The 22,886-nt window shown below is 72.0% G+C and carries 19 protein-coding genes; 9 read left to right on the top strand and 10 right to left on the bottom strand.

Annotation, left to right across the window (positions count from 1 at the left end):
* Nucleotides 1-7 precede the first annotated feature (7 nt).
* The 3 genes from mqnC to AC07FA_RS23410 form a co-directional block, all read right to left on the bottom strand.
* The gene (gene mqnC, locus AC07FA_RS23420; RefSeq protein WP_479077972.1) at nt 8-1,207 is read right to left on the bottom strand and encodes a cyclic dehypoxanthinyl futalosine synthase; all 1,200 of its coding nucleotides are present in this window, start codon (nt 1,205-1,207) and stop codon (nt 8-10) included.
* Between the two features lie 72 nt (nt 1,208-1,279).
* A complete protein-coding gene (locus tag AC07FA_RS23415) occupies nt 1,280-2,968 on the bottom strand; it encodes a serine/threonine-protein kinase (RefSeq protein WP_479077970.1) in 1,689 nt (562 codons plus the stop codon).
* 363 nt (nt 2,969-3,331) lie between these two features.
* A complete protein-coding gene (locus AC07FA_RS23410) occupies nt 3,332-4,210 on the bottom strand; it encodes a menaquinone biosynthetic enzyme MqnA/MqnD family protein (RefSeq protein WP_479077968.1) in 879 nt (292 codons plus the stop codon).
* 355 nt (nt 4,211-4,565) lie between these two features.
* Between AC07FA_RS23410 and AC07FA_RS23405 the strand changes: the two genes are divergently transcribed.
* Entirely contained in the window at nt 4,566-4,769 is a 204-nt protein-coding gene (locus tag AC07FA_RS23405) for a cold-shock protein (RefSeq protein WP_003967102.1), read from the top strand.
* Nucleotides 4,770-4,944: 175 nt separating this feature from the next.
* Complete coding sequence (locus AC07FA_RS23400) at nt 4,945-5,772, top strand: MerR family transcriptional regulator (protein WP_479077967.1); 828 nt, start codon at nt 4,945-4,947, stop codon at nt 5,770-5,772.
* A 96-nt stretch (nt 5,773-5,868) separates the two neighbouring features.
* Here the strand turns inward: AC07FA_RS23400 and AC07FA_RS23395 are convergent, their stop codons facing one another.
* On the bottom strand, nt 5,869-7,089 hold the full coding sequence (locus AC07FA_RS23395; protein ID WP_479077966.1) for an amidohydrolase family protein: 1,221 nt from the start codon (nt 7,087-7,089) through the stop codon (nt 5,869-5,871).
* 251 nt (nt 7,090-7,340) lie between these two features.
* Here AC07FA_RS23395 and afsR point away from each other — a divergent pair, with 251 nt between their 5' ends.
* Together afsR and AC07FA_RS23385 are read left to right on the top strand one after the other, a co-directional pair.
* Nucleotides 7,341-10,301 carry an SARP-family global regulator AfsR gene (gene afsR / locus AC07FA_RS23390; RefSeq protein ID WP_479077964.1) on the top strand — a complete coding sequence of 987 codons (2,961 nt, stop codon included), beginning with the start codon at nt 7,341-7,343 and terminating at the stop codon, nt 10,299-10,301.
* Nucleotides 10,302-10,505: 204 nt separating this feature from the next.
* Nucleotides 10,506-10,670 (top strand): hypothetical protein, encoded by a 165-nt coding sequence (locus AC07FA_RS23385; RefSeq protein WP_479077963.1) that lies wholly within the window; start codon nt 10,506-10,508, stop codon nt 10,668-10,670.
* A gap of 129 nt (nt 10,671-10,799) precedes the next feature.
* Here AC07FA_RS23385 and AC07FA_RS23380 read toward each other — a convergent pair whose 3' ends face one another.
* On the bottom strand, nt 10,800-12,356 hold the full coding sequence (locus tag AC07FA_RS23380) for a FadD3 family acyl-CoA ligase (protein ID WP_479077962.1): 1,557 nt from the start codon (nt 12,354-12,356) through the stop codon (nt 10,800-10,802).
* 93 nt (nt 12,357-12,449) lie between these two features.
* Between AC07FA_RS23380 and AC07FA_RS23375 the strand changes: the two genes are divergently transcribed.
* The 3 genes from AC07FA_RS23375 to AC07FA_RS23365 are packed head-to-tail and all read left to right on the top strand — an operon-like array spanning nt 12,450 to nt 14,850.
* On the top strand, nt 12,450-13,598 hold the full coding sequence (locus AC07FA_RS23375; RefSeq protein WP_479077960.1) for a lipid-transfer protein: 1,149 nt from the start codon (nt 12,450-12,452) through the stop codon (nt 13,596-13,598).
* Between the two features lies 1 nt (nt 13,599).
* Complete coding sequence (locus AC07FA_RS23370) at nt 13,600-14,058, top strand: Zn-ribbon domain-containing OB-fold protein (protein ID WP_479077959.1); 459 nt, start codon at nt 13,600-13,602, stop codon at nt 14,056-14,058.
* 6 nt (nt 14,059-14,064) lie between these two features.
* Nucleotides 14,065-14,850, top strand: coding sequence for an enoyl-CoA hydratase/isomerase family protein (locus AC07FA_RS23365; protein ID WP_479077958.1), 786 nt, complete (start codon nt 14,065-14,067; stop codon nt 14,848-14,850).
* 18 nt (nt 14,851-14,868) lie between these two features.
* On the opposite strand, the gene AC07FA_RS23360 is transcribed toward AC07FA_RS23365, so the two are convergent.
* On the bottom strand, nt 14,869-15,417 hold the full coding sequence (locus AC07FA_RS23360; RefSeq protein ID WP_479077957.1) for a hypothetical protein: 549 nt from the start codon (nt 15,415-15,417) through the stop codon (nt 14,869-14,871).
* A gap of 279 nt (nt 15,418-15,696) precedes the next feature.
* On the opposite strand from AC07FA_RS23360, the gene AC07FA_RS23355 reads away from it, so the two are divergent.
* Nucleotides 15,697-16,350 (top strand): hypothetical protein, encoded by a 654-nt coding sequence (locus AC07FA_RS23355; RefSeq protein WP_479077956.1) that lies wholly within the window; start codon nt 15,697-15,699, stop codon nt 16,348-16,350.
* 83 nt (nt 16,351-16,433) lie between these two features.
* Here AC07FA_RS23355 and afsK read toward each other — a convergent pair whose 3' ends face one another.
* Complete coding sequence (gene afsK / locus AC07FA_RS23350) at nt 16,434-18,833, bottom strand: protein serine/threonine kinase AfsK (protein WP_479077955.1); 2,400 nt, start codon at nt 18,831-18,833, stop codon at nt 16,434-16,436.
* 221 nt (nt 18,834-19,054) lie between these two features.
* Complete coding sequence (locus AC07FA_RS23345; protein WP_479077954.1) at nt 19,055-19,864, bottom strand: VOC family protein; 810 nt, start codon at nt 19,862-19,864, stop codon at nt 19,055-19,057.
* A 324-nt stretch (nt 19,865-20,188) separates the two neighbouring features.
* Here AC07FA_RS23345 and AC07FA_RS23340 point away from each other — a divergent pair, with 324 nt between their 5' ends.
* The gene (locus AC07FA_RS23340) at nt 20,189-20,836 is read left to right on the top strand and encodes a TetR family transcriptional regulator (RefSeq protein ID WP_479077952.1); all 648 of its coding nucleotides are present in this window, start codon (nt 20,189-20,191) and stop codon (nt 20,834-20,836) included.
* Nucleotides 20,837-21,032: 196 nt separating this feature from the next.
* Here the strand turns inward: AC07FA_RS23340 and AC07FA_RS23335 are convergent, their stop codons facing one another.
* Both AC07FA_RS23335 and AC07FA_RS23330 read right to left on the bottom strand, forming a co-directional pair.
* Entirely contained in the window at nt 21,033-21,515 is a 483-nt protein-coding gene (locus AC07FA_RS23335) for a nitroreductase family deazaflavin-dependent oxidoreductase (protein ID WP_479077950.1), read from the bottom strand.
* Entirely contained in the window at nt 21,515-22,765 is a 1,251-nt protein-coding gene (locus AC07FA_RS23330) for an acyl-CoA dehydrogenase family protein (protein ID WP_479077948.1), read from the bottom strand. The genes AC07FA_RS23335 and AC07FA_RS23330 overlap by 1 nt, the downstream gene beginning before the upstream one ends.
* Nucleotides 22,766-22,886: the final 121 nt, after the last annotated feature.

Here is a 22,886-nt window from a genome sequence, read left to right as displayed (position 1 = left end):
ACCGCTGCTACTTGGCGCTGAGGAGCTTCAGCTCCGGGTGGGCCGTGCCGCCCGCGATGGCGGTGGACGAGATGTGCGAGGCGACCCGCTCGTCGACCGGGTCGTTCGCCGGGTCGTCGTGCACGATGAGGTGCTCGTACGTCGTGGCGCGCTGGGCCGGGACCCGGTCCGCCTTGCGGATCAGGTCGATGATCTCCATGCGGTTGGATCGGTGCTTCGCACCGGCGGAGGAGACGACGTTCTCCTCCAGCATGATCGAGCCGAGGTCGTCCGCGCCGTAGTGCAGGGAGAGCTGGCCGACCTCCTTGCCGGTGGTCAGCCAGGAGCCCTGGATGTGGGCGACGTTGTCGAGGAAGAGCCGGGCGACGGCGATCATCCGCAGGTACTCGAAGAGCGTGGCCTGCGTCTGTCCCTTCAGCTTGTTGTTCTCCGGCTGGTACGTGTACGGGATGAACGCGCGGAAGCCGCCCGTGCGGTCCTGTACGTCGCGGATCATGCGCAGGTGCTCGATGCGCTCGGCGTTGGTCTCGCCGGTGCCCATCAGCATGGTGGAGGTCGACTCGACACCGAGGCCGTGCGCGATCTCCATGATCTCCAGCCAGCGCTCGCCGGACTCCTTGAGCGGGGCGATCGCGGTGCGCGGGCGGGCGGGCAGCAGTTCGGCGCCCGCGCCCGCGAAGGAGTCGAGACCGGCGGTGTGGATGCGCTGGATGGCCTCCTCGGCCGACACCTTGGAGATCCGGGCCATGTGCTCGATCTCGGAGGCGCCGAGGGAGTGGATGACCAGCTGCGGGTACGCCTTCTTGATCGCGGAGAAGTGCGCCTCGTAGTACTCGACGCCGTAGTCCGGGTGGTGGCCGCCCTGGAACATGATCTGGGTACCGCCCAGTTCGACGGTCTCCGCGCAGCGGCGCAGGATGTCGTCGAGGTCGCGGGTCCAGCCCTTGTCCGTGTCCTTGGGCGCCGCGTAGAACGCGCAGAACTTGCACGCGGTGACACACACGTTGGTGTAGTTGATGTTGCGCTCGATGATGTACGTGGCGATGTGCTCCGTACCCGCGTAACGGCGGCGGCGTACGGCGTCGGCCGCAGCTCCCAGCGCGTGCAGCGGTGCCGACCGGTAGAGGTCGAGCGCCTCCTCCGGGGAGATCCGCCCACCCTCGGCGGCGCGGTCGAGGACGGTCTGAAGGTCGGCCTTCTCGGTCACCGGGCTGTCACCTTTCGGCGGTTTTACAACGAATCCACGGACCGATCCAGCCTACGCCAGCCCCTGTCGGCGTCAGTCGCCGGACCGGGTGAGCGTGCCGCGCGGTGTCCCGGCGCCCTCCTCGTACGACCGGTAGGCGAGGGTGCCTTCCGGTGTCAGGGTGAAGGTGAGGTCGGCGGCGTCGCCGGTGCACAGGCCCGTGCTGCTCGGGGTGTCCGGGTCGGGACGCTCGCGGATCTTCACCACCCGGTCGGTGGCGGAGGAGAGCGCTCCGATGCTGTGGCAGGTGACGGTGGTGCCGAGAACGGTGAGCGACACCTTCATCCGTGCCACGTCCGCGCCCTTGCGCCCCTGCGTGAGCACCGCGGTCAGCGTGCCGTGCGGGGCGCCGCTCCGTTCGGTCAGGGGGCCCTTCCAGGTGCCGGCGAACGCCTTCGGGAGCGCGCCCACCTGACCGGGCGTCGCGCCCGCCGAGGGTGCGGCGGAGCGGCTGGGCGAGGACGGTGCCGCGCCCTCGTTCCGCTTCGTGCTGTTGCTGTCCGGCAGCAGGTCGGACAGCACCCCGCTGCCCACGGTCACGGCGGCGAGCGCGCCCGCCACGGCCAGTGCGACGGTGCAGCTCACCCGCCGGCCACGGCGGGCGCCGGGCCGCGAGTCGGCGTTGACGGTGACGGAGAACCGGGGGTCGGAGGCGCGGGGCGCGGGTACGCCGCTGCCGCCAGGGCCGCCGCCCGGTACGCCGGCCGACGGCGGGACGGTCGGCCGGGGCGGCGCGGCCGCGATCGGCGGGCCGAACGCACCCAGCACCGGATTCCCCAGCGACGCGTTGCTGAACGGCACGGGCCCCGACGGCTCCGGGTCGTCCTGCGGTTCCAGGTCCAGCAGTGCCACGGCCGCCCGGCTGACCTCACGCACCAGCGGGTTCGGCAGCCAGCCCGACGACACCATCGCCGCCGCGCCACCGGGCGCGAGCCGCCGGGCCAGGTCCGACGGATCGGGCCGGCCCGCGGGGTCCTTCGCCAGACACCCGGCCACCACGTCCCGCAGTTCGCCCTCCAGGTCGCCCAGCTCCGGTTCCTCGTGGACCACCTTGTAGAGGAGCACGGCGGAGGAGTCCCCGGGAAAGGGGGCGTTGCCGGTCGCGGCGTACGCGAGGACCGCGCCGAGCGAGAAGACGTCGGCCGCACCGGAGATGTCCAGACCGCGGATCTGCTCCGGCGCCATGTAGCCCGGCGAGCCGACCGAGACCCCGGTGGAGGTGAGCGAGACGGTGGCACCGGTGGCGCGGGCGATACCGAAGTCGATCAGCCGGGGGCCGTCGAGGGCGAGCAGCACGTTGGACGGCTTCACGTCCCGGTGGATGAGGCCCTCGGCGTGGACGGCGGCCAGCGCTTCGGCGAGCCCTGCGCCCAGGGTCCGCACGGCGTACTCGGGCAGCGGCCCGTGCGTGGTGACCGCCTGGGACAGCGGGGGCCCCGCCACGTAGCCGGTGGCCACCCACGGCACGGCGGCGTCCGGGTCGGCGTCCAGGACCGGGGCCGTCCACTGCGCGCCGACCCGTCGGGCCGCCTCGACCTCGCGGCGGAAGCGGGCGCGGAACTGCTCGTCGAGCGCGAAGTGCGGATGCACGACCTTGACGGCGACGGTACGTCCGCCCGCGCTGCGTCCCAGATAGACCCGGCCCATTCCGCCCGCACCGAGCCTGCCGAGGAGCCGGTAGGCGCCGATGGTGTGTGGTTCGCCGGCTTCCAGCGGCTGCATATGGACTCCCCCTGTGGACCGTCCCGACCTGCGACCCGAAGCCTAGGCGCATGGGTCACCCGGTCACAGGGAAACGTTCTGCCGATTTCACCCCTATAGGGAACGAACGGCGGTTTTCGCCACGGCGAAAGGCGTGAATGTGTCGTTGATCCGGTCGATACCGGGACGTGAGCGGGACTCCCGCCGGATGCCGTCGCCTATTCGACGCCCCGGTACACCGGACGGACGCCTATCCCTTTCGCTCCATTCACCGGAAGGGAATGCCCCGGCCCGCCCCCGACGGTAAGGCGATAAACATCCCGAGGGCCCGGGATTCCCCCATTCCCGGACCCTTACCCCGCACCGCCGTTCGGGGCCGCGCGGTCAGCCGCCGAGCAGTTCGACCTTCACGTCGGCGGGGAAGCCGGTCGTCGCGCCGGTGCGCCGGGCGAACTCCCGCACACCCTTCAACTGGTCCGGGCCGAAGCGGAAGTCCAGCGTCGTGAAGTACCGCTCCAGGAGCTCCGCGTCGAACGCCTCCCAGCGCGCCGCCTGTTCCGCGACCTTGGCGACCTCCTCCAGGGAGACGTCCCGCGAGGCCAGGAACGCCTCGTGGACCTTGGTCACGTACTCGGGGTGCGCGGCCAGGTAGTCCTTGCGGGCCGCCCAGACGGCGAAGACGAACGGCAGCCCGGTCCACTCCTTCCACATCTGCCCGAGGTCGTGGACCTGGAGGCCGAGGCGGGGCGCGTCGTGCAGGTTGGCGCGGAGCGCCGCGTCGCCGATGAGGACGGCGGCGTCCGCCTCCTGCATCATCAGACCGAGGTCGGGCGGGCAGGTGTAGTAGTCGGGCTCGACGCCGTACCGCTCGGAGAGCAGCAGCTGCGCCAGCCGTACGGAGGTCCGCGAGGTCGAACCGAGCGCCACCCGGGCCCTGTCGAGCTGCTCCAGCGGCAGCTGGGACACGATCACGCACGACATGACGGGGCCGTCGCAGCCGACCGCGATGTCGGGGAAGGCGACCAGGTCGTCGGCGTTGCGGAGGAACTCGACCAGCGTGACGGGGCCGATGTCGAGGTCGCCCCTGATCAGTTGCTCGCTGAGTCTCTCCGGGGTGTCCTTCGAGAGCTCCAGGTCGAGCAGGGTCCCGGTCCGTGCCAGTCCCCAGTACAGGGGGAGGCAGTTCAGGAACTGGATGTGGCCGACGCGCGGCCGGCTGCGACGGTCGTCGCCTTCGACGGGAGAGACGGTTGAATTGTCCACATCGCGAGGCTAGACCCGTACCCGCCGACCGGCATCAGCGGGTCGTCCCGGGCGCTCCCCCGGGCGCGCCCGCCACCCTTCGCCGGGCCACTCGCCCGCCCCTCCCCGGGTCGCCCGCCGCTCTCTCCCGGAGCCCCTCTCCGTCGCCCCGTCCGGGCTTCTAATCAAACTTCCAGGTGAAGTGATCTTTGCCCCTACCGCTCCCCGCAGAGTGCGTGCTAGGCTCGCCGCAAGTTGCAGTTTGGTTTCCCTTGCAGTACAGAGCCTGCGGAGCATGTAACCCGCAGGCTTTTGTAGTTTTCAGACTTGTTTGCAGGTTCTGGAGCAGGGCAACCCTTTGGCCCAAGGAGGGCTTATGGCTACCGGAACCGTCAAGTGGTTCAACGCTGAAAAGGGCTTCGGCTTCATCGCCCAGGACGGCGGCGGCCCGGATGTCTTCGTTCACTACTCCGCGATCAACGCGTCCGGGTTCCGCTCCCTCGAGGAGAACCAGGTCGTGAACTTCGACGTCACTCAGGGACCCAAGGGTCCGCAGGCTGAGAACGTCACCCCGGCCTAGTTGCCCGGGTCGGTCGATCGCGGCCGGCATAGCAGTACCCAAGGAGCCCCGCTCCTCCGCCTCGGCGGGGAACGGGGCTCCTGCCTTTTTTCCTGAACGGGGCCACCTGCTCGTCCCTGACGTTGACCTTGGCCTTGACCTTGACACCGTGTGAGGCCGTGCACTCGGAGACATCATGTTCACCATCGGAGACTTCGCCAGGTACGGGCGGGTGTCGGCCCGGATGCTGCGCCATTACGACGCCATCGGGCTCCTGCGCCCCGACCGCACCGACCCCGCCACCGGCTACCGCTTCTACGGCGCCGCCCAGCTCGCCCGCCTCAACCGTGTCATCGCGCTCAAGGACCTCGGCTTCACGCTCCAGCAGGTGGGGGCCATCCTCGACGAGCAGGTCGGCCCGGAGGAACTGCGCGGGATGCTGCGGCTGCGGCGCGCCGAGCTGGAGGCGGCGGTGTCCGAGGCCGCGGCCCGGCTGGCACAGGTCGAGGCGAGGCTCCGGTCGATCGAGAGCGAGGGACACATGTCCACAGACGATGTCGTCATCAAGCACGTGCCCGCCGTACGGGTGGCGGAGCTGACCGGGACCGCGGCGAGCTACCGGCCGCAGGCCATCACCCCCGTGATCGGTCCGCTGTACGACCGGCTGTTCCCGCTGCTGGAGGCGGCCGGGATCAGCCCCACGGGCCCGGGTGTCGCACGGTACGAGGACGCCCCGGCCGGCGAGGGCGCGATCACCGTGCACGCGGGGGTGACGGTCTCCGCACCGGCCGGCCCGGTCGGTGACACCGGCGTCACGGTGGTCGACCTGCCCGCGTTCGAAGCGGCGACCATCGTTCACCGCGGTTCGATGGACGGGGTCCTCGCCACCGAGCAGACGCTGGCCCGCTGGCTGGACGCCAACGGGTACCGGCCGCTGGGCTACACCCGGGAGATCAACCTGGAGTGCCCCGCGGACCGGGACGCGTGGGTGACGGAGCTCCAGGAGCCGGTGACGAAGGCCTGACGCCCGCCCGAAGGGGGTCACCGCCCGCGGTGGCCCCCGTCGTCGCGTGCGCGCCCCCGCCCACGGGCCGCGTCCACGCCCCGCGAGGCGCCGCGTTCACGCCCCCGCCCACAGCCCGTCGTCGGTGAGCCCGAGCAGGTCGATCGCGTTGCGGCGCACGATCCGGTCCACGACGTCCGCGTCCAGGTGCCCCATCTGCGCCTCCCCCACCTCGCGCGAGCGGGGCCAGGTGGAGTCGGAGTGCGGGTAGTCCGTCTCGTACAGCACATTGCCGACACCGATCGCGTCGAGGTTCTTCAGCCCGAAGGGATCGTCGAAGAAGCAGCCGAAGACATGCTCCGCGAACAGCTCGGAGGGCGGCCGGTGCACCTTGTCGGCGACTCCGCCCCAGGCCCGGTTCTCCTCCCAGACCACGTCGGCGCGTTCCAGGATGTACGGAATCCAGCCGATCTGCCCCTCCGCGTACATGATCCGCAGGTGGGGGAAGCGCTCGAACTTGCCGCTCATCAGCCAGTCGGCCATCGAGAAGCAGCAGTTGGCGAAGGTGATGGTGGACCCGACCGCGGGCGGCGCGTCCGCCGAGGTGGACGGCATCCTCGACGAGGAGCCGATGTGCATGGCGATCACCGTCCCCGTCTCGTCACAGGCCCGGAGGAACGGGTCCCACGCGTCCGTGTGGATGGACGGCAGCCCGAGGTGGGGAGGTATCTCGGAGAACGCCACCGCGCGCACGCCCCGCGCGGCGTTGCGCCGGACCTCCTCCGCCGCGAGCTGGGCGTCCCAGAGCGGCACCAGGGTCAGCGGGATGAGCCGGCCCCGCGCGTCGGGGCCGCACCACTCCTCCACCATCCAGTCGTTGTACGCGCGCACGCCCAGCAGCCCCAGTTCGCGGTCCTTCGCCTCGGTGAAGGTCTGACCGCAGAAGCGCGGAAACGTCGGGAAACAGAGCGCGGACTGGACGTGGTTGACGTCCATGTCGGCCAGCCGCTCGGGCACCGAGAACGAGCCGGGGCGCATCTGTTCGTACGTGATGACCTCAAGCTTGATCTCGTCGCGGTCGTAGCCGACGGCGGTGTCCAGCCGGGTGAGCGGGCGGCGCAGATCCTCGTACACCCACCAGTCGCCGATCGGCCCGTCGTCGCCCTTCTCCCCCATGACGGGCGCGAACTTTCCGCCCAGGAAGGTCATTTCCCTGAGCGGTGCCCGGACGATCCGCGGACCGGAGTCCGCGTACTTGGACGGGAGCCGGTCCCGCCAGACATGAGGGGGCTCCACCGTGTGGTCGTCCACCGAGATGATCTTCGGGAAGGTCTCCATGCGTTCCACGGTAGCGCCGATCTGACGAACCGTCAGCTATCTGTGCGGGCCGCCGGTTCCGAATCGTTGTCGAGGGGTTGTGCAGAGCGTCACCCACTGCTGACGACTCGGCCCAAAGCAAGGCAGACTGTTGACCGCGATACCAGTGGTAAGGAGCGATCCGGGTGCACGCCGTACATCACCACACAGGCGGGCATACCGAACAGGCGTGACGGGCAGGACCGGCGGGGCGAGCAGGACAGGGGGCATCAATGGACCGTGACCACGGGCCACGCGTGCGCGTTCCGGAGCAGCGTGCGCCGCAGAGCGGGGATTCCGGCGGCGCGCTGCGTTTCGCCGTGCTCGGACCCGTACGCGCCTGGCGCGGCGGGGAGGCGCTGCCCTCCGGTTCACCCCAGCAACGGGCCCTCCTGACGGCGCTGCTCCTGCGCGACGGCCGGACGGCGACGGCGGCGGAGCTCATCGACGCGTTCTGGGGCGAGGACCCGCCGTCCCAGGCGCTCGCCACGATCCGGACCTACGCCTCCAGGCTCCGCAAGATCCTCGGCCAGGACACCCTGGTCAGCGAGTCCGGCGGGTACGCGATCCGGATCGGCCGCGACGCCCTCGACGTCACCCTCGCCCAGGATCTGGCCGCCGAGGCGGAGAAGGCCCGGGTGGCCGGGGACCGGCACCGGGCCCGTGCGCTGATCAACAAGCTGCTGGGCCTGTGGGACGGCGAGGCGCTCGCTTCCGTGCCCGGGCCGTACGCGGAGAACCAGCGCACCCGTCTGGAGGAGTGGCGCCTCCAGCTCACCGAGACGCGGCTCGACCTGGACCTGGAGGTCGGCTGCCACGCGGAGGCCGTCTCCGAACTGACCGCGCTCACCGCCGCGCATCCGCTGCGGGAGCGGCTGCGCGAACTGCTGATGGTCGCCCTGTACCGCAGCGGCCGGCAGGCCGAGGCGCTCGCGGTGTACGCCGACACGCGCAGGCTGCTCGCCGAGGAGCTGGGCGTCGACCCGCGCCCCGAGCTGGCCCAGCTCCAGCAGCGCATCCTCACGGCCGACGAGGAGCTGGCCCGCCCGCCCGACGAGCCGGCCCCGGCGCCCTCCGCGGTCCGCCCGGCGCAGCTCCCGGCGACGGTGCCGGACTTCACGGGGCGCGCCTCCTTCGTACGGGAACTGGGCGACCGGCTCGCCACCGCCGAGGCCTCCGTCATGGCCGTCTCCGCGCTGGCCGGCATCGGGGGCGTCGGCAAGACGACGCTCGCCGTGCACGTCGCCCATGAGGCGCGCCCGCACTTCCCGGACGGCCAGCTGTACGTGGACCTCCAGGGCGCCGGTGGGCGGGCCGCCGAGCCGGAGACGGTTCTCGGCGCGTTCCTGCGCGCCCTGGGCACTCCGGACTCCTCGATTCCGGACTCCCTGGACGAGCGGGCCGCGCTGTACCGCTCCACCCTGGACGGCCGCCGCATCCTGGTCCTCCTGGACAACGCCCACGACGCGGCCCAGATCCGTCCCCTGCTTCCCGGCACGGCGGGCTGCGCGGCGCTGGTCACCAGCCGGGTGCGCATGGTCGACCTGGCGGGCGCGCACCTCGTGGACCTGGACGTCATGTCCCCCGAGGAGGCCCTCCAGCTGTTCACCCGCATCGTCGGCGACGAACGCGTCAACTCGGAGCGCGACGCGGCCCTGGACGTGGTCGCCGCCTGCGGGTTCCTCCCTCTGGCCATCCGCATCGCCGCCTCCCGCCTGGCCGCACGCCGCACCTGGACGGTCTCGGTGCTCGCAGCCAAACTCGCCGACGAGCGCCGCCGCCTGGACGAGCTCCAGGCGGGCGACCTCGCGGTGAAGGCCACCTTCGAACTCGGCTACGGCCAGCTGGAACCGGCCCAGGCCCGCGCGTTCCGCCTGCTGGGCCTCGCGGACGGCCCGGACATCTCCCTGGCGGCGGCCGCGGCCCTGCTGAACCTGGAGCCCCACACGACGGAGGACCTCCTGGAGGCCCTGGTCGACACGTCCCTCCTGGAATCGGCGGCCCCGGGCCGCTACCGCTACCACGACCTGGTCCGCCTCTACGCGCGCGCATGCGCGGAACGCGACGAGCAGCCGCCGGTGGAGCGGGAGTTGGCGTTGTCGCGGCTGCTGGACTTCTATCTGGCGACGGCGGCGGGCGTGTACGCGCTGGAGCGGCCAGGAGACCGGCTCGTGGACCACCTGGAGGCGACGGCGTACCCGGGGCTCTCGTTCGCGAACCGGCACGCGGCCCTGGACTGGCTCTACACGGAGGCGACCAATCTGCTCGCGTGCGTGGGCCAGGCGGCGTCACGGCCTGCCACTCTGCGCCGCGCCGTCGATCTCCTGTACGCCGCTCTCGACCTGGGGGAGTCGGGCGCCAACTCCAAGCAGTACGAAGCGGCGGCGCTCACGGTCCGGGAGGCGTCACGGGGGTGCGGTGACCCCAGGGCGGAGGGGCGGGCCGTCATGTCCCTGGCCAACGTGCACCAGCTGGCGGGTCGGTTCGACCACGCCGATCGCGAGGCCCAGGAGGCCCTGCGGCTGGCCGGCATCGTCGACGATCCGCTGCCGGCCTGCTGGGCGTCCAATGCCCGGGGCATCATCGCCCTCTACCAGAACCGTCACGACGACGGCGAAGACTTCCTGACGCAGGCCATCGAGGCGTTCCGGAGCGACGGGAACCGTCCGGGCGAGGCAAGCGCACTCTGCAATCTGTCGCGCATCCATCTCGCCACCGGGCGGACGAAGAGCGCGATCACTCTGGCGCGCTCGGGGATCGAGATCTACGACTCGCTCGGCCATGCGCTGCGCGGCGCGAACGGCCGATACGCGCTGGGCCTCGCCCTCACGCAGAGCATGCAGCTCTCAGCCGCGGCAGACCAGCTCAACGATGCTCTCGAAGTCTTCCGTGACAGCCGCCAGCGGCTGTGGGAGGGCATGACGCTGTTCCGCCTGGCGGAGGTCGACATCGCTTCCGGCCGCTCCGCGCAGGCCGCCCAGTACTCGGAGTCGGCGCTCACGGTTCTCCGGGGCATCGGAGGTGAGTGGCGGCGCGGCAACGTACTGACCGTGCTCGGCCGGGCACTTGACGGCATAGGACAGACCGGACGCGCCCAGGTGTGCTGGCGCGAAGCGCTCGGCATCTACGAGGAGCTCGGTTCTCCGGAAGCGCACGACGTGCGGTCGCTCCTGGCTCCCGCCTCGGCCGCCTGACGAACGGCGCGTTCATCGTTCGTTTATCGCCACGCGCCACTCTCCTCTTAGTCAATCCGTCGCGTCGGGGGGCAGACGGGGGGACAGGCGGCCACACCACTAAGGTGAGCGGCCCCGAGAGGCCCGTCCGGCAGTCCACGGGGGAACAGCCGGACGGGCCTCACCAACCCATCGCTTACCGCACCAGAGACGGAGTTCACCACCATGGCCGACGCAGTGAAGAAGGACCCGATCCTCAAGCCGGCAGACCAGCACGCCACGGGTGAGCCGGAGACTCCGATCACCACACAGGACCAGCACGCCACGGGCGATGAGCTGACCACTCTGGACCAGCACGCCACCTCGGAGCCGTTCAAGCCGCTCCCGTAAAGACCTGACCCGCACGGGGAGCGGCCGCGGCGGCGCGGAGGGGGAGCCGTCGCGGCCGCTGCATTTCCGCGTGCGGGCCCGCGCCGCGGGTGCCCGTCGGCGTCCCGGTGCCCTGGCGCGCGGCGCCGTCTATCCCCTCCCCCGCAGCTCCCCCTTCAGCACCTTGCCGCTCGCGTTCCTCGGGAGTTCGGTCACGAATTCCACCGTCCTCGGGACCTTGTAGTTCGCCATCTCGCGTCTCGACCAGGCGATCAGGTCGTCCGCGGTGAGGGTGCTGCCCGGGCGGCGGACCGCGTACGCCCTGCCGACCTCGCCGAGCCTGGGGTCCGGGACTCCGATCACCGCCACGTCGGCTATGTCCGGGTGCAGGCCCAGGAGCTGTTCGATCTCCGCCGGATACGCGTTGAAGCCGCCGACGATGTACATGTCCTTGATGCGGTCCGTGACGCGGAGGTTGCCCGAGGCGTCCAGGACGCCGATGTCGCCCGTGCGGAGCCAGCCGTCCGGGGTGATCGTCGCGGCCGTCGCGTCCGGGTCCTCGAAGTAGCCCGCCATGACGTGGAAACCGCGGACCAGGATCTCGCCGGGGGCGCCCGGGGGCGCCAGGACGCGTACCTCCGTGCCGGGGATCGCCCGGCCCGAGGTGGAGGCGATGACGTCCGCCGGGTCGCCGGTGCGGCACATCGTGACGATGCCGCTCGCCTCGGAGAGACCGTACGCCGTGAGGACGGTCGCGATGCCCAGTTCCGAGCGCAGGCGTTCGACCAGCTGGAGGGGGACCACCGCGGCGCCGGTGACGACCAGGCGGAGGGCCGAGAGGTCGTGGGCGGTGCGGGACGGGTGGTCCAGCAGGGACTGGTGGAGCGTGGGCGGGCCCGGCAGGACCGAGATGCGTTCGGCGGCGATGTTCGCGAGGACCGTGTCCACGTTGAAGACGGGCTGCGGGACCATCGTGGCGCCGCGCGTGAGGCAGGCGATGATCCCCGCCTTGTAGCCGAAGGTGTGGAAGAACGGGTTCACGATGAGGTAGCGGTCGCCCTCGCGGAGGCCGGCCAGGTCGCTCCAGATCGCGTAGCACCGCAGCGTCTGGCCGTGGGTGATGACCGCGCCCTTGGGGCGGCCCGTCGTGCCCGAGGTGTAGATGATGTCGGAGGGGGCGGAGGGAGTGATCGCGTTCGCCCGTTCCCGTACCGCGGCCGGGGACACCCCCTCCCCCGCGGCCAGGAAGTCCTTCCAGGTCAGATAGTCGTCCGGGGCGCTGTCCGCCAGCACCACCACCCGTTCCAGGGCCGGCAGCCGGACCTCGGACCGGCGCAGGGACGCCACGTACGACGTACCCAGGAAGGTGCCGGTGACGAACAGCAGCTTCGCCCGGCTCCGTCGCAGGATGTGCGCCGCCTCCGTGCCCTTGAAGCGGGTGTTGAGGGGGACGAGGACCGCGCCCGCCGTGACCGCTCCGAGTGCGGAGACGATCCAGTCCAGCGTGTTCGGCGCCCAGATCGCGACCCGGTCGCCCGGCCGCACGCCGGAGGCCATGCACGCCGCCGCGGCCCGTTCGACGCGTTCGCCGAGTTCCGTGTACGAGACGCGGGTGCGGCCCTCGACGACCGCCTCGCGCTCCCCGTACCGTTCGGCCGCCGCCCGTACGAGCTCCGGGATGGTGGACCATTCCTCGTCGCCGCGCATCTCGGGCCCTCCTGTACGCAGGTAGCTGACTATCCGTCAGATTAGCTGTAGCCTCTGCCGCTGTCAGCAGTCATGACGGTCCCGGAGGTGGCGGTGGCGACGCTCAAAGACGTGACAGCGATAGCCGGCATAGGACAGACGGCCTTCGCGAAACAACTCCCCGAGAGCGAGAAGACGCTGGCCTGCCGGGCCATCGTCGCCGCCCTCGACGACGCCGGGATCGCGGCCTCGGAGGTCGACGCCTTCGCCTCGTACACGATGGAGGAGACCGACGAGGTCGAGATCGCCAAGGCCATCGGGGCGGGCGATGTCACCTTCTTCAGCAAGGTCGGCTTCGGCGGCGGAGGTTCGTGCGCGACGATCGCACACCTCGCGGCGGCCGTCGCCACGGGCCAGGCGAGCGTGGGAGTCGCCTGGCGGTCACGGAAGCGCGGCTCGGGGCCCCGGCCCTGGAAGAACACGGCCGTCCAGCTGCCGACTCCCGCCCAGTGGACCCGGCCGTACGGGCTGCTGCGGCCGGCGGACGAGATCGGGATGCTGGCGCGGCGCTACATGCACGAGTACGGGGCCACCCGCGACCACCTCTTCAACGTCGCCCTCGCCTGCCGCAACCGCGCCAACCAGAACCCCGCCGCGGTGATGTACGAACGGCCCCTCACCCGCGAGATGTACATGACCTCCCGCTGGATCAGTGAGCCGCTCTGCCTCTTCGACAACTGCCTGGAGACGGACGGGGCGCTCGCCTGCGTCATCGTCTCCGCCGAACGCGCCCGCGACTGCCGGCAGAAGCCCGTCCACATCCACTCCGTCGCCCAGGGCCTCCCCGCCCAGCACCACGGGATGGTCAACTACTGGAACGAGGACCCGCTCACGGGACCGGCGTGGACGGCGGCCCGGCAGCTGTGGAAGCAGGCCGACTTCGGGCCCGCCGATGTCGACGTCGCCCAGATCTACGACGCGTTCACCCCGCTCATCCCGCTCTCCCTGGAGGGCTACGGATTCTGCGGGCGCGGCGAGGGAGCCGCGTTCACGGAGGGCGGCGCGCTGGAGACCGGCGGCCGGCTGCCGATCAACACGGGCGGCGGCGGGCTCAGCGAGGCGTACGTGCACGGCTTCAACCTCATCACCGAAGGCGTGAAGCAACTGCGCGGCACGTCCACCGCCCAGGTCCCCGACGCCGCGACCTGCCTGGTCACCGCCGGGGAGGGCGTCCCCACCTCCGCCGTCCTGCTGAGGAGCTGAGATGAGTTCCCTGCTCGTGCCCGTCGCCGACGAGGACGGGGCGCCCTTCTGGGAGTACACGGCCCGCGGCGAGCTCCGGGTCCAGTCCTGCGCCGCCCCCGGCTGCGGCGCGCTCCGATTCCCGCCCCGGCCCTGCTGCCCGCGCTGCCAGTCCTTCGACAGCGAGTGGCGGCTGATGAGCGGGCGCGGGCGGATCTGGTCGTACGTCGTGCCGCATCCGCCCCTGCTGCCCGCGTACGCCGAACAGGCCCCGTACAACGCCGTCGTCGTGGAGCTGGCCGAGGCCCCGGAGATCCGGCTGGTCGGGAATGTGGTGAGCGGCCCGGATGCGGCGCTGAACTCCGTCGATCCGGAGAGACTGCGGATCGGGGCAGCGGTGAAGGCGGTCTTCTGCCCGGCCGGTCCCGATGCTCCCGACGCCCGCGGCGTGACCGTGGTCCGCTGGCTGCTGGAGCGGTGAGCGGCGGTGCTGCGTACGGAGACGGATCAGGGGACCGGGGTCGCGCTCGTCACCCTCGACCGGCCGGAGAAGCTCAACGCGATCGACCTGGCGACGGCGGCCGGACTCGCGGCGGTGTGGCGGGAGTTCCGGTACGACGAGAGCGTGCGCGCCGTCGTCCTCACCGGGGCGGGCGGGCGTGCCTTCTGTACCGGGATCGACCGGGGGGCGGAGGTTCCGCAGCCCCCTTCCCCGTACTCCATCGACGATCCCCTGCTCACGATCGGGCCCAAGGCGAACGATCTGTGGAAGCCCGTGATCGTGGCGGTGGAGGGGATGGCGTGCGGCGGGGCGTTCTATCTGCTGGGTGAGGCGGAGTTCGTCATCGCCTCCGAGGAGGCGACCTTCTTCGACCCGCACACGACGTACGGCATGGTCAGCGCGTACGAGGCGATCTCGATGGCACAGCGGATGCCGTTCGGTGAGGTCGCCCGGATGTCGCTGATGGGCACCGCCGAACGGGTCACGGCCCGGCGGGCGTACGAGACGGGGCTGGTCAGCGAGGTCACACCGGTCGGCGGCGCGGTGGCCGCGGCGCTCCGGGCGGCGGCCGTCATCGCCGCGTACCCGTCGGCCGCGGTCCAGGGCACGGTACGGGCGGTGTGGTCGGCGAAGGAGGCGGCGCGGACGCAGGCACTGGCCCACGCCCCGCAGCTGATCGCGCTCGGGAATCTGGCGCCGGAGCGGCAGGCCGAACTGTTCGTGAAGCGGGGCGGAGGCGGGGGCGCGGACGGGACGTACCGGCTGCGGTGAGGGGGCTGGCGGCCCCGGTCAGTAGCGGGGTTCCGCCGTGACCTGGCACTTCTTCACCTTGGACACCTTGCGGGGGCTGTCCATGCGGACGGTGAGGCTCTTGACGTCGCCGTACGCCAGCTCGGTGGTGGTCTCGCCGGTGTCGACGGTGTTCCCGAGGGCGTCCAGGAAGGTCACCTCGATGTCGTACGTCTTCGCCGTGCCGGACGCCGTGGACCTGATCTGGACGACGGACGAGGTGACGGCCCTGCGCTTGCCCTTGCGGGCCTGGGCGCAGCGGATGACGCGAACCTCGGGGGCGTCCGTCGCCGTGGAGACCGGCGTCGGCGTGCCGTAGTCGGTGCCGCCGGAGGAGCTGCTCGACGAGTCGTCGTAGTCGTCGTCGTCGTAGTCGTAGTCGCTGTTGCTCTTCTTGGAGCTGGAGCAGCCGCCCCCGCCCGAGCCGCTGCTCTTGCCGCTGCGGCTCTTGCCACCGCCCTTGCCTCCGCTGCTGGAGGTCGAGAATCCGGTGAGCGCGAGCACCACCACGACCAGTACCGCCGCGAACCTCATACGTCGCCGCATCATCGATGCAGCCCCCCTTGCGTTGGTGACACGTCCTTCGGCCGTCGAGCGGACCGCGCGACACCGTAACGCACAGCATTCCGGCCACGACCGTCAGCCCGGTCATGACCCTGTCACGGTCTTGTCATCGTCCGCGCCGCCCGCCCCCGGGGAGGCCCGCCGGATCCCCTGGGAGGGTGATCGGCTCCGGTCGCGGGCGTGTTGGGCCCGGCGTAGCGTCGGACTTCCGGAGAGGTGCGTACGCCGGCCGGCGCGCGCCGCGCGCTCCGCGGGAGGCCGCTGATGATCCGCAACGTCCTTGGCTCCGTCATCGCGCTCGTGGGGGCGGCGGCCGCCGTCGTGAGCCCTTTCCGTGACTGGTACGAGGGGAGGCTCGGGCGCGACTACCGCGTCCAGGACCTGTTCGAGGGCATCACAGCCGCGGGGTCCGCCGTGCTGCTCTCGATCCTGTTGCCGTTCCTCGTCGCCGCGGTGATGGCCGTGGCCGGGGTGCTGCTCCGGTCGCGGATCGTGGTGGCGCTCGCGGGCGTGGTGGTACTGGGCTTCACCGTGCTGTGGATGATCCGCCAGGGCCAGCAGGCGGGCGGCCTGGCGGTGGGCGGAGAGGGTTCCGGGCTCCAGCAGGGGGTGGCGATCGCGGGGGTGGGCGGGCTGTTGCTGCTGCTGGGAGCGCTGTTGATGTCGGGGCGGCCGGCCCGGACGCGGCCGGAGCCGTATGCGGCGCCGGGGTCGGAGCATCCGGATACGTGGCCGCCCACGCAGGAGCCGGGGCCCGCCGCGCAGACGTCTCCCTGGCCGGAGCGGGAGACGGACCCGTACGTGGGTCCGAGCCGTCACGAGAACGAGGAGACCCGCTCGTACCCGGCGCAGGACGAGCCCCATGGCCGGCGCGGTCCCGACGAGCCCCACGACCGGCGCCGTCCCCCACGGGACTGACGCCCGCCCGCCGACAAGGCCGCGGCCTCGAACGCCGGGCGGGCCTGCGACTTCGAACGCCGGGCGGGCCGGAATCCCGCCCGCTACGCGCGGGCCCGGTTCCCCGTGCCCGTGCCCTTCAGCGCGTCCAGCGCGTACACGCAGCGGTCCTTGCTGCACGCGTACACCACACCCGCCTGGGCCACCGGCGACCCCGTGATCTCGCCGCCCGTCGCGAGCTTCCAGCGGAGCTGGCCGCCCGCCGCGTCCAGCGTGTAGAGCACATGGTCCGCGGAGCCGAAGTGCACCCGTCCGTCCGCCACCACCGGCGCGCCCACCACCTCGCCGCCCGCGGCGAACCGCCACTTCGGCGTGCCCGTCACCGCGTCGAGCGTGTACAGCGCGCTGCCGCTGCCGACATGGACGTTCCCCGCCGCCACCAGCACCGGCTCGATGGACTGGCGGGCCTCCGTGGCGATCCGCCAGCGGTCCTTGCCGGTCGTGGCGTCGAGTGCGTACACCGTGCCGAGGTAGTCGGCGAGGTACACCCCGCCCCCGGTCACCGCGGGCCCCGGCACGAACGTGGGCGGGGAGAGGAAGACGGCCGGTGACTCGAAGTGCCACCGCACATGGCCGGAGACCGAGTCCACGGCCAGCACCCGGGTCCCCGCGGACACGTAGACGCAGCCGTCGGCCGCCGGCGCCACCCGTACCGGCACACCGCCGCAGGACGCCGCGTCACCGATCGGGTACGACCACCGCTCGCCACCGGTACGGGCGTCGACGGCCCGCAGCCGGGCGTCCTGCCACAGATAGACCGTTCCGTCGTGTATCGCGGGGCCGGCCTCCGGCGTCTCGAAGTCCGTCTGGACGCCCGACGTCTCCCACAGCTTCTCGCCGCTGGACGCCTCCCACGCCTGTACGCCTCCGCCCCGCGTCGCGGTCACCACGGTGCCGCGGTCGGCCTTGAGCGCGTAGACCCAGGCGTCCGTCTGCAAACGCCACCGCTCAGCGCCGGTCGCCGCGTCGAGCGCGTACAGGGAGGGGCCGTCCGAACCGTGTATCCGGCCGCCGTCGACCGCCATCGCCCAGGCCACGTCCCGGGTCTTGAACTGGCGCCTTCCGTTGCCCACATCCAGTGCGTGGACCTCGAAGGACGTCACGTACAGCAGGTTCCCCGCGACGACAGGCGTGCCCCAGACATCGTTCGACATGCGGAAACGCCAGGGCCGCCAGCGGTCCGGCGCGGCCGGCGGCGCCTCCGGTGCCGGCGCGGGGGCGGGCACCGGCGCGGTCGGCGGGGTGACCCCGTTCACCCCTGCGGGCGGGCGCACCCAGCCGGTGGCCGGATCGGCGTGCGCGGCCGCGGCCCCGCGGATCTCGCCGGGCCGCGGCCCGGGTCCGATCGGCACCTTCGCCCCGGCCAGCCGTACGGGCCCGCCGTCGGGCGAAGGACCGGGCGACGGGGAACGGAGATCCGCGCCGCTGCGCCAGTCCGCGCCCTGCCGCGGCTGCGGCGGATTCGGCGGCGGCGGGGGCACGGCCACCGGCGCGGCGGCGTGCGCCGGAGCATGCGCGGGGACCGGCGCCGCCGGAGCGACCGTGCGGCCACCGCCGCGCCGCTGCTCGATCATCGCGGTGGCCCGGTGCGGCAGCCACGCCGACGCCGTACCGCTGTCGTCACTGCCGGAGGCGAAGAGGTGCGGGGCGAGCTGGGACTGAAGATCGGCGGGACTGGGCCGCCGGGTGGCGTCCATCTGCATACAGGACTCGATGAGCGGCCGCAGGTCGTCGGGCAGGCCCTCCGTGTCGGGGCCCTCCCGGAGCAGCATGAACACCGTCTCGACGGGGTTGGCACCGTGGAACGGCGCATGCCCGGTCGCCGCGAACACCAGCGTCGAGCCGAGCGAGAACACATCGCTGGCCCCGGTCACGCTCCGCGAGTCCCGCGCCTGCTCGGGAGACATGTAGGCGGGGGTACCGACCGCCACGTTCGTCATGGTCAGCCGGGTGTTGGAGACACCGGACGCGATCCCGAAGTCGATCACGCGCGGACCGTCCTCGACGACCAGCACGTTGGACGGCTTCAGATCGCGGTGGACGAGGCCCGCACCGTGGATGGACTGGAGCGCCTCGGCGATCCCGGCCGCCAGCCACCGCACCGCCTGGGTCGGCATCGGCCCGCACTCATTCACTATCTCTTCGAGCGAGGGGGCCGGTACGTAGGCGGTGGCCAGCCAGGGCACCGCCGCACGGGGGTCGGCGTCCACCACGGCGGCCGTGTAGAAACCGCTGACCGCGCGGGCGGCCTCCACCTCACGCGTGAACCGGACCCGGAACAGCTGATCCTCGGCGAGCTCCGTGCGTACCGTCTTGATCGCCACCCGCCGGCCCGACGCCGAGCGCGCGAGATAGACCAGCCCCATGCCGCCGGCCCCGAGTCGTCCCAGCACCTCGAACGGGCCGATCCGCCTCGGGTCGTGTTGCGTCAGCTGCTCCACCACTTGCCTGCCACCTCCCCGTACGGACCTCAGTGACAGAAGCCCGCGAAATCCCGCCATGTGCAGCGTCTCACCCCTGGGCACCACCTGGCGGTGCGCACCCTGATTCTTCCTGTCGGAGGCCCCGGTTGCGAACCCGGGGGCGGATCGGGGCGTGTCTCATGTCACTTCGTCCCGTACCGGGACACCGGGGATGCGGGACGCGGACGCGACCGGGTGGCGTGTCAGGGCAGGAGCTCGGTCGGCTGGAGCACGGCGAAGGCGGCGCCCTGGTCGTCCTGGACGACCGCCATCCGCCCGTAGGGGATGTCGAACGGCGGTGCGGTGACCCGGCCGCCCAGGTGGACGACGGTCTCGGCGGCCCGGTCGCAGTCGGCGACCGCGAAGTAGGTGAGGAAGTAACTGGGCAGCTCGGCCGGGAAGGCGTCCGTGATCACGCTGCGGCCGCCGACCGCCGTGTCGGGCCCCGGTTCGGTGCCCGCGGGCGACCACATCCGGAAGTCGATGCCGGACTCGGCCGTGCCGGTCACGCCGTCGGCGGGCTCGTCCAGATCCGTCCCCCGGAAGCCGAAGACCCGCTCGTAGAAGGCGTCCACCGCTTCCGGCCGCCGGGTGTAGACCTCGGTCCAGCAGAAGGCACCCGGCTCGTTCTGCTTCTCGAAGCCCGCCCGGTCGCCCGCCTGCCACAGCCCGAATACCGCGCCACCCGGGTCGGCGGCCTGGGCCAGCACCCCGGCCCGGCCCGCCCGCACCGGGTCCGTGATCACCTGGCCGCCCGCTTCCCTGATCCCCGCCACCGTGGCGGTGATGTCGTCGGTGGAGAAGTAGACGCCCCACGCGGTGGGCATCCGGCCGTCCTGTTTGGCGGCGAGCGCGGCGACGAGCCTGCCGTCGCTGAAGGCGTCGGCGAAGGGCAGGCCGTCGCCCGCGCGGAAGGTCCAGCCGAAGAGCCCGCCGTAGAAGCGCTTGCCCGCTTCGAGGTCGGAGAGCTGCACATCCACCCAGCACGGCACGGAGTGCGGGAATGCGGCCATGGGCCCGGGTCCTTCCGTAGCGGTGGCGCTCAGCAGTGACGCCCGTCACAGTCAACGTAACGGCGGGTGCGGCGCGGCGCGCCCTGGCGCACCCATATAGAACGTTCGCCCCCCTCGTGAAGACCCTGTGCCCGGCGTGGACAAAGTTGTCCACCGAAGTTGTCCACAGGCTGTTGATAACACTGGTCGCCGGGCGCGGGACAGCGCGGCGACCCGAGCCGTCGTCATGGCCGAAAACCCACCACACACCCCGCCGGTCCTGCGGCGTTCCCCATTTGCAGTCGGCCGAATCGCGCTCCGATCACCCCTCGGTAAGCTGACGGCATGACAGGACAAGTACGCACCGTCGACGGCCGCGTGGCCGGTCGACGCGGTCAGGCGACGCGGCAGAAGCTGCTCGACTGCCTCAGCGAGATGCTCAGCTCCTCGCCGTACCGGGACGTCAAAGTCATCGACGTCGCCCGGAAGGCGGGGACTTCACCCGCGACCTTCTATCAGTACTTCCCCGACGTCGAGGGCGCCGTCCTCGAAATCGCCGAGGAAATGGCCAAGGAGGGTGCCGGGCTGACCCAACTGGTCGCCGGCCGCTCCTGGGTCGGCAAGGCCGGCTGGCAGACCTCCGAGGAACTGGTCGAGGGATTCCTCGACTTCTGGCGCCGTCACGACGCCATCCTCCGGGTGGTCGACCTCGGCGCGGCCGAAGGTGACAAGCGGTTCTACAAGATCCGCATGAAGATCCTGAACTCGGTCACCAACTCCCTTACGGAGTCGGTGAAGGAGCTCCAGGCCAAGGGCAAGGTCGACAAGGACGTCAGTCCTGCGGCGATGGCGGGTTCCCTGGTCGCGATGCTGGCCGCCGTGGCCTCGCACCAGAAGGGCTTCACCACCTGGGGCGTCAAGCAGGCCGAACTCAGGCCCAACCTGGCCCTGTTGGTGCATCTGGGCATCACCGGCAAGAAGCCGGTCAAGTAGGCGCGGCGCCGGATACCCCTCACACGCTGGGCGCTCAGCCGCAACCCGGGCACCCACGTCGTCCTGTCTCACCGACGGCGGACCACAGCTGTACCTGTGGTCCGCCGTCGGCGCCTGCGGCCCCTGAACCACCGGAGGGCCTGAACCGGCCAAGGCGCCTGGACCGCCGGACGGGCCCGGAATCGCCGGGCCGCGCTCAGTCCCGGCGCTCCAGCCGGAACAGCCGGATCTCCCGCTCGATCCTCGCCTGGTACGCCGCGTAAGGCGGCCAGAACCGCAGCGCCGCCTCCCACACCTCGGCCCGCTCCGCCCCCTGGAGCAGTCGCGCGCGCACCGGAACGTCCCGGCCCTTCCAGCTGACGACGGCCCCGTCCGGGCAGCCGAGCAGATTGGCGGTCCAGGCCGGATGCCCCGCCCGGCCGAAGTTGCTGCCGACCAGAATCCAGCTCTCCGGCGGCCCTTTCTGCGGCATGCAGGCCAGGGGCACGGTCCTGAGCCGCCCGCTCCTCGCACCCCGCACGGTGAGGACGAGACCCGGCAGCATCCGCGCGCTGAGCATCACCCTGCCCCGGGTGAGGCGGTGCACCGTACGGTCCATGACGGGGATGACGTGCGGGGCGATCCTCGCGAAGGCGCGGGTCGAGGAGATCTTCTGGACCAGCCGGACACCGGGCGCCATCAGACGGCCACCTCCGCCCCGGCGCCCCCGGCCAGGAACAGCCCGGCCTGCTGCGCCGCGCGGTCGCGCAGCCGGTGGACGGGGCCGAAGAGCAGGGCGTCGGCCGTGGCCCGCTTGAAGTAGAGGTGCGCCTCGTGTTCCCACGTGAACCCGATGCCGCCGTGCAGCTGTATCGCCTCGGCGGCGGTGATCCGCAGCGCCTCCAGCGCCTGCGCGAGCGCCAGACCGGCGGCCGCCGGGTCCCAGGCCGCGTAGTACGCCGCCGAGCGGGCCGCCTGCACCCGTACGTACGTGTCCGCCAGGCGGTGCTTCACCGCCTGGAAGGAGCCGATCGCGCGGCCGAACTGTTCCCGCGCCTTCACGTACTCGACCGTGCGGTCCAGCGCGCTCGCCGCCGCCCCGGCCGCTTCCGCCGCGAGCACCGCGGCGGCCGTGCGCCCGGCCGCCGCCAGCGCCGCGGACGTCTCGACGGGGTTGTCCGCACCGAGGAGTCCGGCCTCGGTGTCGCGCAGTTCGATACGCCCGAGCGGCCGTGTCTCGTCCATCGAGGTCTGCCGGGTGCGGACGAGCCCGGTCGCCGTCTCCGTACGCACGAGGAAGAGGAGCGTACGGCTGCGCGGGAAACCGCCCGTGTGCGCGGCGACCACGAGCAGTCCGGCGCTGTGGCCGTCGAGGACCTGCGCGGCCTCGCCGTACAGCCGCCAGCCCTCCCCGCCACCGGCCCGCCTCGCCTGTACGCCGCCGGCCCGGCCGCCGCCCGCCCAGTCGCCGCCGACGCCTCCGTTACCGCCACCGTGGCCGTCCTCCTCGCCGGCCTCGTCGCGGCTCTCGTCGCCGGTGAGGCCGAGGGCCGTGGAGAGGCCGGTGCCGGGGACGGCGAGGGTGGCGGTCAGTTCCCCCGAGGCGAGGCCCGGCAGCAGGGCGGTGCGCTGGGCCTCGGTGCCGAGCGCGGTGATCAGGGGGGCGGCGAGGGCGGCGGTGGCGAGCAGCGGCGAGGGCAGCAGGGCCCGGCCGGTCTCCTCGCAGGCGAGGGCGAGCTCGGCGGTCCCGCAGCCGACACCGCCGTACGCCTCGGGGATCGCGAGCCCCGGCAGCCCGAGGTCGCGGGCGAGCTGCCGCCACAGGTCCGTGTCGTACCCCTCGGCGGTCCGTACGGCGGCCCTGACCTCGTCGGGGCCGCAGCGTTTGGCCAGCAGCTCGCGCAGCGTGCGGCGGATCTCGTCCTGTTCCGCGGTGAAGGCGGCGTCCATCCTCGGGCTCCTTCCCCTCGGTCAGGGATCTGCGCCCCGACCTGACGGCCCGTCATGCTAGGCGCGGTGGCCCGAGAAGCCCAGAGCCGCGACGCACCCCCGGCACTCACCGACCCCCTCC

The organism is Streptomyces sp. NPDC045968 (assembly GCF_056430475.1).
This window is presented reverse-complemented; position numbering and strand designations above follow the sequence as displayed.

Excerpts from the sequence above, each read along its gene's own strand:
- AC07FA_RS23415 (WP_479077970.1), bottom strand. The coding sequence starts at position 2,968 with ATGCAGCCGCTGGAAGCCGGCGAACCACACACCATCGGCGCCTACCGG.
- AC07FA_RS23405 (WP_003967102.1), top strand. The coding sequence starts at position 4,566 with ATGGCTACCGGAACCGTCAAGTGGTTCAACGCTGAAAAGGGCTTCGGC.
- AC07FA_RS23400 (WP_479077967.1), top strand. The coding sequence starts at position 4,945 with ATGTTCACCATCGGAGACTTCGCCAGGTACGGGCGGGTGTCGGCCCGG.
- AC07FA_RS23395 (WP_479077966.1), bottom strand. The coding sequence starts at position 7,089 with ATGGAGACCTTCCCGAAGATCATCTCGGTGGACGACCACACGGTGGAG.
- afsR (WP_479077964.1), top strand. The coding sequence starts at position 7,341 with ATGGACCGTGACCACGGGCCACGCGTGCGCGTTCCGGAGCAGCGTGCG.
- AC07FA_RS23385 (WP_479077963.1), top strand. The coding sequence starts at position 10,506 with ATGGCCGACGCAGTGAAGAAGGACCCGATCCTCAAGCCGGCAGACCAG.
- AC07FA_RS23380 (WP_479077962.1), bottom strand. The coding sequence starts at position 12,356 with ATGCGCGGCGACGAGGAATGGTCCACCATCCCGGAGCTCGTACGGGCG.
- AC07FA_RS23370 (WP_479077959.1), top strand. The coding sequence starts at position 13,600 with ATGAGTTCCCTGCTCGTGCCCGTCGCCGACGAGGACGGGGCGCCCTTC.
- AC07FA_RS23360 (WP_479077957.1), bottom strand. The coding sequence starts at position 15,417 with ATGATGCGGCGACGTATGAGGTTCGCGGCGGTACTGGTCGTGGTGGTG.
- AC07FA_RS23355 (WP_479077956.1), top strand. The coding sequence starts at position 15,697 with ATGATCCGCAACGTCCTTGGCTCCGTCATCGCGCTCGTGGGGGCGGCG.
- AC07FA_RS23345 (WP_479077954.1), bottom strand. The coding sequence starts at position 19,864 with ATGGCCGCATTCCCGCACTCCGTGCCGTGCTGGGTGGATGTGCAGCTC.
- AC07FA_RS23340 (WP_479077952.1), top strand. The coding sequence starts at position 20,189 with ATGACAGGACAAGTACGCACCGTCGACGGCCGCGTGGCCGGTCGACGC.
- AC07FA_RS23335 (WP_479077950.1), bottom strand. The coding sequence starts at position 21,515 with ATGGCGCCCGGTGTCCGGCTGGTCCAGAAGATCTCCTCGACCCGCGCC.
- AC07FA_RS23330 (WP_479077948.1), bottom strand. The coding sequence starts at position 22,765 with ATGGACGCCGCCTTCACCGCGGAACAGGACGAGATCCGCCGCACGCTG.